Genomic DNA, 14,214 nt, shown 5'->3' with positions numbered 1-14,214 from the left:
TTTGAGCTGTAAAATTAACTTTCACTTTGTGCCTATGCGCCTCTGCCACTTTGTCCCTCATACAAAACTTTTAACTCAAAAAACAAAACATAATATGCGTCGCTTCATCAGCATACTTTTCGGGGTCATCGGGTTTGGTGGTATTCTCTACTTGTTGGGACCCAAACCTGATGCTCCAACTTTGAAAGACTATAGCTTTAGTCTTCCCGATTCTTTGAATGCTCTCGAAGCTCAAATAAATGCCGAAGAAAAAGCCGTGAAGGGTATTAGAGAAGACAATCAGGCAAGAATTATTTGGGCTGATTCTTTACAAAAAAAGCCAACAGATGTTGCGCTTTTGTACGTTCATGGTTTTTCGGCAAGTCAAGAAGAAGGTGACCCCGTTCATACCAATTTGGTAAAAAAGTACCATGCCAACTTATACCTCGCACGTCTCGCTGGGCATGGGATTAATTTGGGCGATAGCACCATGAAAAACCTTACAACAGACCAAGTATTAGAGTCGGTAGAAAAGGCTTTGGCTATTACTAAAAAACTAGGCAAGGAAGTTATTGTTGTAGGCACGTCGTTTGGCGGAGCGCTAACCTTATATCTTGCTTCGAGACATCCAGAAATCAAAGCAATAGTATTGTATTCGCCTTGTATTGAGATATTTGATAAAAATGCAGCAGCGCTTGATAATCCTTGGGGTAAAAAATTAGCTACTGCTATTATGGGTTCAGAAATACGAGATTTTAAACCCTACAATCCACTTCATGCCAAATATTGGTCAACACATTATCATGTTGATGGCTTAATTGCTTTGCAAAATTTCTTGACTCATGTGATGACACCAGAGACTTTCGCGAAAGTAAAATGCCCAACTTATTTAGCCTATTATTATAAAAATGAACAAGAACAGGATAAAGTAGTATCAGTGCCTGCTATGCTCAAAATGTATGATGAATTAGGCGTTGATGCTTCGAAAAAGGAGAAACAGGTATTCCCGAATGCAGGCAACCACGTAATAGCCTCGTATGTACTTTCGAAAGATTATGAAGGAGTACAGAAAGGCACAGAAAAGTTTTTAGACGAAAAGGTTTTCCGACCATAAAATATTCAACAGATGTCACAAGCGCTAGAATTCAAAGTGCCAACCATGGCTGATATGGCTATGCAAGGTGAAACCCCAGAAATTTTGTTTTGGGTAGGTTGTGCAGGGTCATTTGATGACCGATATAAAAAAGTTACGATTGCATTTGCCAAAATTCTCCATCGTGTAGGAATCAAATTTGCGGTTTTAGGTACCGAAGAATCATGCACTGGCGATCCAGCACGTCGTGCAGGTAATGAGTTTTTGTTCCAAATGCAAGCGACGATGAACATCCAAGTACTAGATGGTTATGGCATCAAGAAAATTGTAACAGCTTGCCCACATTGCTTCAATACCCTCAAAAATGAATATCCAGCTCTGGGAGGAAATTATGAGGTATTGCACCATTCGGAGTATTTGCAACAGTTGATTAACGACGGTAAAGTCAAAATGGCTGAAGGTGGTAGTTTCAAGGGCAAAAAGATTACCTATCATGATTCTTGCTATTTGGGTCGTGCCAATGAGGTTTATGAGGCGCCAAGAGCTGTATTAGAAGCCCTCGATGCCGAATTGGTAGAGATGAAGCGTTGTCGTACCAAAGGTCTGTGCTGTGGTGCAGGTGGTGCACAAATGTTTAAAGAGCCTGAAAAAGGTAATAAGGATATTAACGTAGAACGCATCGAAGACGCCCTAGAAACTGGTGCACAAACCATTGCAGTAGCTTGTCCATTTTGTATGGTCATGATGTCGGATGGGGTGAAAAATAAAGAAAAAGAAGACTCCGTAAAAGTTTATGACCTAGCGGAACTCATTGACGCAAGTATGTAGTTGTTGGTGTAGGCTTTGGCAAAGAGATTCCCTATTTTTATCTTTGTCAAAGCTTACTAAAAGCCATTACAATTATGTACGTAGCATTCGAAAATATATCTCCTTCGGCACGTGTTTGGGTTTATCAAACAGAACGCCTTCTTTCATCTGACGAAACAGCTTTTGTTGGTCAATATCTTCAACAACAAATTGAACAATGGGCAGCACATGGTGCACCGCTATTGGGAGCTTTTCAGGTTATTCAAAATCGATTTATTATTGTAGCCGCCGACGAACAGCAAAACGCTGCTTCGGGATGCTCTATTGATGCCTCTGGACGTTGGTTTAAGGAGTTGACACAACACCTCAATGTCAATTTCTTTGATCGCTCAATTGCCTATTTTAAAGGCGATACCATCGAAACTGTTGAGATGTTGAAAATCAGAGGATTGGTAACTTCTGGCGAAATTACTCCTGAAACTCCTATCGTCAATACACTTGTCGCTACAGTTGCCGAGTTCCAAGAAAAATGGACGCTTCCCGCAGGCGATTCATGGATGGCGAGATATTTTAAGCAATTAGTTTAGGGCTAAGGGGTTAGACAAGGAGGCAATAGATACATTGTTCTGAAAGCTGACAGCTCAAAGCCAAAAGCCAATCAGGCAAATCAACAAACAATTAAAATCAAAATGGCTGAGAATTTATTTATTCCAGAAACAAAAGATAGAAAAGAAATATACGAGGCCGTTATCCCACAGATAGAGGCTTTGATTAGTACCGAAAGTGATTTGATTGCCAATTTGGCAAATATTTCGGCAGTACTGAAAGAAGCATTCGGTTTTTTCTGGGTAGGTTTTTATTTAACCAAAGGAAATCAACTTGTTTTAGGACCATTTCAAGGGCCTTTGGCATGTACTCGTATCAACTTTAATAAGGGCGTTTGTGGACATTGCTATACCACAAAAGAAACGGTAATAGTACCTGATGTGGAGGCTTTTCCAGGTCATATTGCTTGCTCTTCGGCGTCAAAATCGGAGATTGTATTGCCAGTTTTTGATAAAGAAGGAAATGTGGCGATGGTATTGGACGTAGATTCTGATTTGCTCAATGACTTTTCGGAAGTAGATGCAGAAGGTTTAGGAAAAATCATGAAAGCCTTGGAAAAAACGCTCTAAATTTCTGTAATGCAGAATCATCCCAAATTTAGTGAATTAAGATTGAGCGATTATTTTAAAATTTGTATTCTAGCAGTAGAGAATTGCGTCTTAAGCCGAGTTATATCCAGAATGGTATCATCAAAAAAGCGGTCGAAAATTATTTTTTCGACCGCTTTTTTGATACAAGTTGGAGAGTAATCATAAAATTACTCAATCACAAATCACTGAATAAGAAATGACTGATTCTGGTTGATTTATTTAATCAAATCAGCCAAAGTAGTTTCTTCCAATACCGTAAGGTTAGCGTCACGCCACTTCTCCATTACGCTACGAAGCGAACAAGCTTCCTCACTTACACAGTCGTCACACTTGCCATAAAAATGCAAAGAAACACAAAGTGTTGGTGATATTGGGCCATCTATAATGCGGATAATTTTAGCAAAAGTTACTTGATCAGGAGACATTCTTAGGTAATATCCGCCTCCTTTTCCTTTTTGACTTTGTAAAATGCCGTGATTTCTTAGTTCCAAAAGAATAGCCTCTAAGAATTTCTTTGGAATGTGCTCTGATTCGGCAATATTGGCAATCAACAAAGGCCCTTTCTCATATTCACGAGCTAGTACTTTTAAAGCTTTTAAAGCGTATTTGGCTTTCTTGGAAATCATATTCTGTTTAGTTTCTTGATGCTTGAATCTTTTACCAAAGGATTTTGGGCTCTACTTCATGGAAGCCTATCTCCTCCATAACAAATCCAGTATCCAGAGTAGTTCTATTTGCTTTATAGACAAAGCTACATAAAATTTATGGGATTTGATAATTTTTCTAAAATTTGAATATGCTCAAAAAATGACTATATTTCAGCGAAAATGCTAATTTTTTCACAAAATAATTATAGTTAAAAGGTTGCTGAAAAATGATTTTTATCATAAACCTGTTTCATCTGCCATCGACTAGCAAAGAGTAGGACAACTATGGAATTATCCTAATAGCCTGTTGTCTTCATATATCATTTGAATTGCTATAAAAACTCTCATTTCATGAATAACTCCACAGATGTCATAATTGTTGGGGCTGGTTTTGCGGGACTTACTGCCGCCAAGGCTTTGCTACAAGCTGGAAAAACGGTGCGGATTCTTGAAGCCCGCTCTCGTGTAGGCGGACGCGTACATACCGAGCATTTTGACGATTTCTATCTGGATATGGGTGGAACTTGGGTTGGTCCCTCGCAAGATAAGGTTTATGCTATGTTGAAAGAATATCAACTAGCCACATTCCCAACCTACGATGAAGGAAAAAGTACCTTAATCATGAATGGAAAACGTAAAAACTATAAAGGATTAATACCCCCCTTGCCTATTCCTGCCTTATTGAGTTTAGATTTTGCGATAAAGAAAATCAATAAGTTATCTAAAACTGTTGATCTTGCAAGTCCTTGGAATACGCCAAATGCACTGCATTGGGATAGTATGACTTTACAAACATGGATGAATCAACAAATGCGTTTTAAAACTGCTCGAAAACTTTTTGGGATAGCTTCTGAGGCTATTTGGGCAGCGCATCCAAACGAAGTCTCCATGCTTCATGCTTTATTTTATACTAAATCAGGAAGAGATTTTGATACCTTGATGAATGTAAAAAATGGAGCTCAAGAAGAACGAATTTTGGGTGGAGCACAAACTTTAGCCCTCAAAATAGCGGATGACTTACCCGAAAATACGATTCTCTTGAATCATCGTGTAGACTCAATCGTGCAAGATGAACAAGGGGTTGAAGTTATTGGGAAGGATTTTCATTATCATGCTTCCAAGGTTGTTGTAGCAATTCCGCCTACCCTCACGCACAAAATACAGTTTTCGCCAGCATTGCCAGCCAACCGACAGCAGTTAGTTCAGCGTATGCCGATGGGAAGTGTTTGGAAATGTTATGCGGTATATGAAAAACCATTTTGGCGAGCAAAAGAACTCAATGGTTTAGCTGCAAGTGACGAAGGATACGTGAGCGTAACTTTTGATAATTCTCCCAAAGATGGCTCAAAGGGGATTATGATGGGATTTGTATTAGCAAATCAAGCAAAGGCTTTTTCTCTTTTGTCAGAGTCGCAACGTAAGGAAGTAGCGCTAAAACAGTTTACCCAATTTTTTGGTGAAGAAGCTCAAACTCCCCTATTCTATGTAGATAAATCTTGGGCAGAAGAAGAATTTTCGGGTGGATGCTACGCTGGACTGATGCCTACAGGAGCGTGGACAAGCTTGGGGAAACACCTTCGTGAACCTATAAAAAACATCCATTGGGCAGGTACTGAAACTGCTGAAATTTGGAATGGATATATCGATGGTGCTATTCGTTCGGGTGAAAGAGTGGCTAATGAAATTTTAGAAAAAGTTTAATAAATAGCCTTGTAACTAATTTTGGGGCTATTTGTTAAACTTTTGTTAATACATACTTGAGCTATCCAAAGCCCGTTGTAAAGACATAAATTGATATTTCAAAAACAAATCTTTGTACTATTATGAAAAAATTAATGATGGCCTTGGCAATGTTTGGAGGAGTTTTATTTTCGACTCAAGCACAAAATAACGATAAAGCCCCTGTGAAAAAAATTGAAGTGACTGGTACAGCCGAAGAAGAGGTATTACCAGATAAAATCTTTGTTTCGGTTACTTTGAGAGAATATTTCAAAGATAAAGACAACAAAAACCGCGTAGATATTTTGGTATTGGAACAGCAATTACAAAAAGCTGTGGCTGATGCAGGTTTATCTAAAGAAGCCCTAACTGTTGGAGGTATCAACGGTTACCGTGAATGGTGGGGAAAGAAAAAGCCAACTAATTTCTTAGAAAGCAAAACCTATACGTTGGCATTAGCAAATCTTTCTAAAATTGATGCTATTCTGAATCGTGTAGATGAAAAAGGCATTTTATCAACAAATATTGAACGTTTTGAATACTCAAAAATTGATGAGTTGAAAAAGCAAGTAAAAATTAAGGCTCTCCAAAATGCCAAAGAAAAAGCTAACTATTTATTAGCAGGTATCGGCGAACAATTAGGTGAAGCTCTAGAAATTTATGAAATTGACAACGGGTATTATCCTCAACCAATGTATGCTGCCATGAAACGTGAAATGGCAATATCAGCAGATGCAGCTCCAATGCAAGAGAGTACAGTAGATGTCCAAAAAATCAAGGTAAGATTTGATATGAAAGCAGTGTTTAAAATTAAATAAGGTGTTGAGTATTAGTGCAAATACGCTTTAGGCCGTAGGCGTTAGGCAAAATAGAAACACTTTTAAACTTTTAGCTTACGACATATAGCGTACAGCCTATTGCAAGTTAAAGTTAAATTAACAATTATTCAGGTGATTATAATCAAAAAGGGGTATCGATTCCGATACCCCTTTTTTTATTCGTACAATGGTTGGTCAAATAACTCAACTTCAGGAACTTGACTGATATCGATTAACTGAACCTTGTGTCTCAAATAAGCAGGAGTCTCAAGGTCTGTCTCGTTAGGAATCTTTTGGCAGAAAGCATCAATCATACGTCTAACACGAAGGGTATCGTCTTCTTGTTTATAGTAGAATGTGGGCTTATGTTCAACTCTTTCCTCCTCTTCGTCTTCGTACACTTCTTCTTCCTCATATACCACTACAGGTGGTTGAGGTTGAGGAGTAGGTACTCGTTGTGGGTTATTAAAATTAGTTATAGGCTTCGGTGACAATGGTCTATCTACAAGATCTTTAATTGTAGTAGGTTTTGGCTTAGCCGGAGCAACATACTCTTTTTCTTCACCGTTTTTGCCATTTACAGGTAGTGGAGCATCGTCGCCTAAGTCAAATCCAGCAGCGATAACTGTTACGCGCATTTCTTCGTCCAAATCATCATCTAGGATAAATCCAAGTTTGAAACCAGCAGGAGCTTCGCCAATTTCTCTCATGATATAGTCAGTGATAATTTGTTGTTCTTTTACACCCATAACTTTAGCTTTACTAGTAGCTACAGTTACAAGGATACGTTTAGCACCTTTGATATCTTTGTTATTAAGTAATGGCGAATCGAGGGCACTTTTGATAACTTCCGAAGCACGATTTTGTCCCTTGGCCGAAGCTGTACTCATTACAGCTTGTCCTGCATTGCTAAGTACTTTTTTTACATCCTTAAAGTCGGCGTTGATTTTACCAGACTTGGTAATTACTTCAGCTACTGATTTGGCGGCATTGGCCAACACATCATCAGCGTGCTCAAATGCTTCTAGTATATTTAGATCTTCATAAATCTCAAGTAATTTGTCGTTAAGTACTACCAATACTGTATCACAGGTACGCTGTAATTCCTCGATACCACGCATAGCAGCATCGATTTTTTCTGTGCCTTCCCAAGAGTAAGGCGCAGTAACAATAGCAACTGTAAGAATATCAAGACTCTTAGCAACTTTAGCAATCACAGGTGCAGCCCCAGTACCTGTACCACCTCCCATACCTGCGGTGATAAATACCATTTTGGTACCACCTTCTAACAAAGCAGTAATTTGAGCAGCACTTTCTTCAGCAGCTAATCTACCTTGCTCTGGCTCAGTACCAGCTCCAAGCCCTTCGGTAAGAATGGCACCTAATTGGAGTTTTGTTGGAACAGAATTATCATTTAGCGCTTGTAAATCGGTATTACAAACCACAAAATCAACATCCTGAATTTTCATTTCATACATGTGACGAACAGCATTGCTACCGCCACCACCAACGCCTATGACTTTGATAATATTAGAAGGCTTATCATCCTTTAGTTCGATATTATGATCAAAAAATGCCATACGCTTAAACGGGTTAAGGATTAATAATATTCAGTAAGGATAAGTTAAGTACTATTCTGGTTGTAAATACAGAATAATCCAGTAATAGATGGCCGCTACCTCGGTCAATTTACTTTGGTGTGCAAACCGCAAATTTAAGCTCTCAAAATTACAAATAATTTTAAATTACTCAGGTATTGTAAGTACCTATCAATATGACATATACTATAAAATTACATAAAAGTTGCCAGATTGATACATTATGCTTTTGATAATCAGCATATTTTAGTGAGTGGTCGATTTATAAACTTAAAAATCCTTTTTATTCGTATGATTTAAAACCATAAAAGTTGGAGTTCGTTATGGCAGAACACCAACTTTTATAAAAATATGTTTATTCGCTAGCTCCCCATTTCCATTCACGACCAAGCTCAAGCTCTTTGCGAAGGTTTTGCTTTATGAAGAAATCACGTGTAGAGTAATAATCCATTTTTTTGGCAGGAATTTCTTCAGCGTTTGCCATGGCATACAACATCATAGCTGTGTAACGAACGGTGTTATTGATTTCATCTTTTTTAATCAAATCAAATTTGTCACAATTGGCATGATAGCAACCAATAGCTTCTGGGGCAATACTACCGATTGGCGACGCCGTAGGAATACCTTCAAGCATAAATGTTTGATGGTCTGAGTGTAACCCTGCTTGATTGATAACGGTGTTTTTGAACGATGGTTCAACTTTTTGAATTACCTGTCCAAATCTTGTAAATAAAGGTACCATTTCATCACGACCTGAAGTATTGAATCCATTGGCGTTATTGGCCATGTCTAGATTAAACATAAAAGCTACTTTATTGATAGCATTGCTTTTATTAAGTTTCTCAATCATTGCTTTTGAGCCTAGTAGACCTTCTTCCTCACCCATAAACATTACAAATTCGATTGTTCTTTTTGGTTTGAGCTTTAAGGCTTGGAAGGTACGGGCAATATCCAAAATTGAGAAAGACCCGATGCCATTATCCAATGCACCATGTGCCAAATCCCATGAGTCGAGGTGACCGCCAATGACAATTTTCTCATCTTGATGACGTTTGCTACTACCTTTGAGTGTTGCAATAACGTTACGAGCTTTAATCATTCGACTAAAGTTTTTCATGTCAATCATCGCTACCAAATTCGGTTCTTGACTCAACCAGGCACGAAGTTCCATACCACTTTCAAGTGATACACAAACGGCAGGAATTTCTATCAAGCTTCCTGTTACAGAAGCCGTTCCTGTCAATAGCACATTTCCTTTTACAGTATTCACAAAAATAACGCCTACTGCACCATATTGCATGGCAAGGGCCGTTTTTTCGGAACGGTGCAAATTACGAGGGCCTTTGATTGGAGCTAACAAGCCAATATTGACAAGGGCAATTTTGCCAGAAAGCTTCTCTTTCACGGCTTGAAAATCACCTTCTAAACCATTGCCTACATCGACAATTTCAGAAGTAACTTTTGCCTCCACAGGAGTCATTGCCAATGAAACGACCTCTACGTCTCGGAAATTATCACTTTTGCGAGGTGCAATAGCTAACGTAACGGTATCGCGTGACCATGCTTCTACCTGAAATGGCTGGTATTTGACATCGCTAAAACCATAAGATTTTAGTAATGTGTGTGCATATTCTTCTGCTTTTTTTCCATTGCTACTACCAGTAAGGCGATGACCAATGGTTTTGCAGGCTTGTCCTAGCGTTTCGTAAGCTTTCCCATTTGACAAAACTTCGGTATTGATTTGGCGAAAAATGTCTTCTAATTCGTCAGTTTCGTCTTTGATAGGGTTATAGGCAGCGGTACCAATGAGTAATACTACGGCAAGCATACTCAATAAACTTTTTTTCATCATGTTATGTTAAACAAAATTTGCTAAGAGTGGACACCCAATAGAATCAATAAAATAAACGAAATGATAATAGTTCACACAAGAATAGCATACAATTCAAAGTAAGAATTCAAAACTGGCGACGAAAGGGCGATGGTAGTTGTTAGAATGTTGACTACAATTTTATACAAATGACAATACTCTCCTAATTTATCGTACAAATAGTTGATTCCCAAAGAAAAGCAATTTAAGGCTATATGAAGTTATCTTTATTCCGTTTATTGGAATATGTAATTATCGAAATTTACAAAAAAAACCTTGTGTAGTAAATGCTTAACAATCAAAATTTAGTATATGTGTGGTTTGATAAGTATCACCTCTTGGTTATCAGTTGTGGATAACGTTTCTGATAGTGAAAATTAGATACTTACTTAAAAAGGCAAAAAACTTCAAAAATATACTGAAGCTTTTTGCCCAATCAAATCATAATGCTGATTTATTTTGTACTACCGTATTGTTTTGGGTAAACATCTTTTTGATATTTGTCCCATTCTCCTTTTTTGTAGTGATCGTCACCAAAGTAGGTAATAATTTGGTGAAACTGTTTTGCATCCTGATAGCCTGGCACTGGCTGAATCATATTAAATTTTTCGTCCAGATACACAATCGTAGGAAACGACATTTTTCCTTGTAACAATTGTACGCCTGCTTGGTTATAACCATTTTGCCAAATATACTTTTGTGTTCCAATCGTAATATCGTCTTTCTGCTCGGCATCGAGTTTTACGGCGTAATACTTTTGATTGATATACTCAATAACTTTGGGGTCAGTAAAGGTTTTTTGATCCATTACTTTACACCATCCACACCAGCCTGTGTACACATCGACAACAATTTTGCGAGGCTCTTTCTGAATAGCCTGAAAAGCTTGCTCAAGGGTCATCCATTTGATTTTGGGCTTTGTAGCCGTATCTTGGGCATTGGTATATTGGACAAAGAGTAAGCAAAGTATTGCTAACAAGAACTTTTTCATATCCTAAGTAAAATGTAGTTTATAGTTGATAAAACTGCTGGTATCCAGTTTGCTAACTACAAAGTTACAGGCTTAACTCAAGATTCCTCCCACTTTTTGGAGTAATTTTAATGTAGCCTTAATTCCTTCGTCTTCGCTCAGCTCTTCACCTTCAAATTCGATACCTACGATACCTTTAAAACCAGCTTCTTTAACAATTTTCATCAAGCGCATGTAATCCATATTGCGTTCGTTGCCATCGGCATCAAAAACATTTGTTTTAGCACTTACCCCTTTGGCAAAAGGCATCAATTCTTTTACGCCCTTATAGCGGTCATATTCTTCTACACAAGTTCTCCAGTTGGCAGTATCACGCTTGATGCAGAAGTTACCAAAGTCTGGCAATGTACCGCAGTTTTTCATGTTTACGGCCTTCATAACACCCGTAAGCCATTCGCCATTTGAGGAATATCCTCCATGGTTTTCAACAATGACATTAATCTTCATCGTAGCTGCAAACTCACTAAGCTTAGCCAAGCCGTCGGCTGCATTTTTTGCTACTTCTTCGGCAGAGCCTTTACCTCCAGCATTGACACGAATGGTTTTACAGCCCAAAAGTTTAGCAGCTTCTACCCACTTTTTATGATTATCTACGGTTTGTAATCTTTTCTTTTCATCCGAATCTCCCATGTCGCCTTCGGCATCGCACATGATTAGGTGGTTTTTTACACCATTATCGTTGCAACGCATCAGTAATTCTTTCAAATATGCGCTATCTTTTCCGTTTTCTTTAAAATCTTTGCTAGATGACTTAAAGCACGTATTTACGTATTCTACAATACCGATACCAAAATCTTTACGAGCTTTTACAGGAAAATCAAGGTTGGTCATTTGTCCACCAAAAATTGCTTTGTGTAAAGACCATTCGGCCAGAGAAATTTCGAAGAAAAGCTTTTTGCCTGCTTCAGAAGCAGCTAGCATGTCTGGCGCAAAAGCCATTACACCGCTGGCAGCAGCAAACGTTTTGAGAAAGTCACGACGTGAGTTCATTGGATAATATTTGTTAAATTGTTTATTGGTAAATATTTATGATGCTCTGAGGTAGGAACCTATTCGGAAGTTATTGAAATTCGTTGAAGAAAAAAAAAGTATTACAGGGTTTTGAAGGTTATATGAGTCTTCTTACAAAATACGAAACAATTTGGACTTCAAAATATGTTAGCTATACAAATCTCTTTTCAACATATATATACATGGCTTTATTACGCTATAAAAACGATAAATACCTCAAACAGGAAGAAAATAGACAAGAACTAGGATTCGGCAAACAAGTAGGCGAAGCCCAACGATTGGTCAATCGAGATGGAAGTTTTAATGTCAAAAGAGTTGGCTCTTCTATTCTCGACCGTATCAATATTTATCATGAACTGATTACATGTACATGGCCTCAATTTTTTATGATAGTGGTTGTGTATTTTATGGTGGTCAATCTGCTATTCGCAGGATTGTATAATCTCATCGGAATGGAGCACCTTCAGGGAGCCGATATGAGTACGCCTACTATGCGGTTTATGGATGCTTTTTTCTTTTCTGCACAAACCCTTACTACGGTTGGTTACGGACGTATTGCCCCAACGGGCTTATTGATGAGTACCGTCGCATCGCTGGAGTCGCTATTGGGGCTAATGGGCTTTGCGATTGCTACGGGGTTATTGTATGGTCGTTTTTCTCGTCCTATTGCTTATATTTTATATTCTGATAAAGCTGTTGTAGCCCCCTATTTGGATATGACAGGTTTGATGTTTCGTATCGTAAACGCTCGAGATAACCAAATAATCGATTTGTCGGTAGAAGTTAATTTGTCGATGCTTCAGAAAGATGAACATGGCAGAAAAACACGCTCTTATAATCGCTTGCATTTGGAGCGTAGTCAAGTAAATTTCTTTCCTGGCAGTTGGACAATCGTTCATCCTATTACCGATGAAAGCCCGTTGTTTGGTATGAGCCAAGAGGAACTTCTTGAAAAACATGCAGAGTTTTTGATTTTGATAAAAGGAACCGAAGATACCTTCAATCAGACGGTTCATTCTCGTAGCTCATATCATGCCGAGGAGGTAATATTTGGACAAAAGTTTGTTTCAATGTTTGGTGAGATAGATAGTAATGGTCATGTAGTCTTGGATTTGAGTAAATTATCAGAGACAAATCCAGTGCCATTGGCCAGTGAATTGTTTCCTGAAGAGTAAATACTAATACGCTCTAGGCTGTAGGCATTAGGCAAAAATTATATTCACCATATCGAGAAATACTTTTTGCTTATGGTATAAGTTGACTTTGAGGTCAACCTATTTTAGGCAAGGACAAAGCACAACTATTAACTATTAACTTCTTTTCACTTATCTCTTTAGAATTTTGTAAATTTACATCTTGTGTAAACGGTAAAATTTAGATTGAATAATTAGATGCAAAAACCTCCATTTTTGAAAAAAGGCGATACCGTAGGAGTATTGGCATTGGCGTGGAAAGTCGCTTTTGAAGATTTAGAAGCAGCAATTGCTTATATGGAAACAGAATGGGAACTCAAGGTTGTTTTGGGTGAATCATTGAAAACAAGCTACAACCAGTACGCTGCCACAGACGAAGTTCGAGCCCGTGATTTTCAACAGATGTTAGATAATCCATCTATCAAAGCGATTTTTTCGGCAAGAGGAGGTTATGGAAGTGCAAGAATTTTAGATCAAATCAATTTTGATGCTTTTTTAGAAAACCCAAAATGGTTGATTGGTTTCTCTGATATTACGGCAGTGCTTTGCCATGCTTTTTGTTTGGGCGTCGAAAGTATCCATGGCGTAATGCCTAAATTGTTTTTGCAAGAAGGTGGAACACAAAGTTTGGAGTCACTCAAAGACTTGTTATTTGGAAAACCTGTTTCTTATCAAGTACCAAGCCATCCCATGAATTATAAAGGAAAAGCACAAGGACAGTTAGTTGGGGGTAATTTGGCGTTGATGGTGCATTTGATTGGTTCTAGGTCGGAGGTGAACTTAAGCGGTAAAATTCTATTTCTAGAAGATGTTGGCGAATATCATTACGCACTCGACCGCATGATGATTCAGCTCAAACGTACAGGGCAGTTGGCTGAGCTAGCAGGTTTGATAGTAGGACATTTTTCAAATCTATCTGACGACCCTTCTATCTATGGCAAAACAGCTTATGAAATCGTTGAGGAAGCCGTTGCAGAATATCAATACCCTCGCTCTTATGGTTTTCCAGTTGGGCACGAACCCGAAAACTGGGCTATGCCTGTAGGCCGAGTAATGGAATTAACCGTACTCGAAAATCATTGTACACTGGTCGAAAGACTAATTGAGTGATTGGTGATTGAATGAATGAGTGATTTTTTTATTAATTTATATCTTTTAAAAGATATAGTTTACCCCGTATAGGTGGTATTTTTGAAACAATCACTCACAACAAACCCAATAACCAAATGAACAAGTAATCGTGCAGAATTAAG

13 protein-coding genes are annotated in these 14,214 nt (G+C 38.2%); 8 read left to right on the top strand and 5 right to left on the bottom strand.

The annotated features are described in order from the left end of the window. The first annotated feature begins 94 nt into the window (after positions 1–94). The 4 genes from QM491_RS05410 to msrC all read left to right on the top strand — a co-directional run bounded on the left by QM491_RS05410 (position 95) and on the right by msrC (position 3,054). Complete coding sequence (locus QM491_RS05410; protein ID WP_283326257.1) at positions 95–1,093, top strand: alpha/beta hydrolase; 999 nt, start codon at positions 95–97, stop codon at positions 1,091–1,093. 12 nt (positions 1,094–1,105) lie between these two features. Beyond that, complete coding sequence (locus tag QM491_RS05405; RefSeq protein WP_283326255.1) at positions 1,106–1,900, top strand: (Fe-S)-binding protein; 795 nt, start codon at positions 1,106–1,108, stop codon at positions 1,898–1,900. Between the two features lie 74 nt (positions 1,901–1,974). After that, on the top strand, positions 1,975–2,466 hold the full coding sequence (locus QM491_RS05400) for a hypothetical protein (RefSeq protein ID WP_283326254.1): 492 nt from the start codon (positions 1,975–1,977) through the stop codon (positions 2,464–2,466). 102 nt (positions 2,467–2,568) lie between these two features. Then, positions 2,569–3,054 (top strand): free L-methionine (R)-S-oxide reductase MsrC, encoded by a 486-nt coding sequence (gene msrC / locus QM491_RS05395; RefSeq protein ID WP_283326253.1) that lies wholly within the window; start codon positions 2,569–2,571, stop codon positions 3,052–3,054. Positions 3,055–3,290: 236 nt separating this feature from the next. On the opposite strand, the gene QM491_RS05390 is transcribed toward msrC, so the two are convergent. After that, on the bottom strand, positions 3,291–3,701 hold the full coding sequence (locus QM491_RS05390; protein ID WP_283326252.1) for an RrF2 family transcriptional regulator: 411 nt from the start codon (positions 3,699–3,701) through the stop codon (positions 3,291–3,293). Between the two features lie 372 nt (positions 3,702–4,073). Between QM491_RS05390 and QM491_RS05385 the strand changes: the two genes are divergently transcribed. Together QM491_RS05385 and QM491_RS05380 are read left to right on the top strand one after the other, a co-directional pair. Further along, entirely contained in the window at positions 4,074–5,423 is a 1,350-nt protein-coding gene (locus QM491_RS05385) for a flavin monoamine oxidase family protein (protein ID WP_283326251.1), read from the top strand. Between the two features lie 122 nt (positions 5,424–5,545). Then, positions 5,546–6,259, top strand: a complete 714-nt coding sequence (locus tag QM491_RS05380) for an SIMPL domain-containing protein (RefSeq protein WP_283326250.1) — start codon at positions 5,546–5,548, stop codon at positions 6,257–6,259. Positions 6,260–6,435: 176 nt separating this feature from the next. Here the strand turns inward: QM491_RS05380 and ftsZ are convergent, their stop codons facing one another. The 4 genes from ftsZ to QM491_RS05360 all read right to left on the bottom strand — a co-directional run bounded on the left by ftsZ (position 6,436) and on the right by QM491_RS05360 (position 11,747). Further along, complete coding sequence (ftsZ, locus tag QM491_RS05375) at positions 6,436–7,839, bottom strand: cell division protein FtsZ (RefSeq protein ID WP_283326249.1); 1,404 nt, start codon at positions 7,837–7,839, stop codon at positions 6,436–6,438. 373 nt (positions 7,840–8,212) lie between these two features. Next, positions 8,213–9,706, bottom strand: coding sequence for a M20/M25/M40 family metallo-hydrolase (locus QM491_RS05370; protein WP_283326471.1), 1,494 nt, complete (start codon positions 9,704–9,706; stop codon positions 8,213–8,215). Between the two features lie 475 nt (positions 9,707–10,181). Then, entirely contained in the window at positions 10,182–10,718 is a 537-nt protein-coding gene (locus QM491_RS05365; RefSeq protein WP_283326248.1) for a thioredoxin family protein, read from the bottom strand. Between the two features lie 72 nt (positions 10,719–10,790). Continuing rightward, entirely contained in the window at positions 10,791–11,747 is a 957-nt protein-coding gene (locus QM491_RS05360; protein ID WP_283326247.1) for a TIM barrel protein, read from the bottom strand. Between the two features lie 203 nt (positions 11,748–11,950). On the opposite strand from QM491_RS05360, the gene QM491_RS05355 reads away from it, so the two are divergent. Continuing rightward, positions 11,951–12,943: an ion channel gene (locus QM491_RS05355; protein ID WP_283326245.1), complete on the top strand. Its 993-nt coding sequence runs from the start codon at positions 11,951–11,953 to the stop codon at positions 12,941–12,943. A 216-nt stretch (positions 12,944–13,159) separates the two neighbouring features. After that, positions 13,160–14,071 carry a S66 peptidase family protein gene (locus tag QM491_RS05350; RefSeq protein WP_283326244.1) on the top strand — a complete coding sequence of 304 codons (912 nt, stop codon included), beginning with the start codon at positions 13,160–13,162 and terminating at the stop codon, positions 14,069–14,071. The last annotated feature ends 143 nt before the right edge of the window (positions 14,072–14,214 follow it).

Source organism: Flectobacillus longus (assembly GCF_030056705.1).
Lineage (GTDB): Bacteria > Bacteroidota > Bacteroidia > Cytophagales > Spirosomataceae > Flectobacillus > Flectobacillus longus.
Note: the sequence above shows the minus strand (reverse complement) of the source record. Positions and strands in the feature narration are given on the sequence as shown.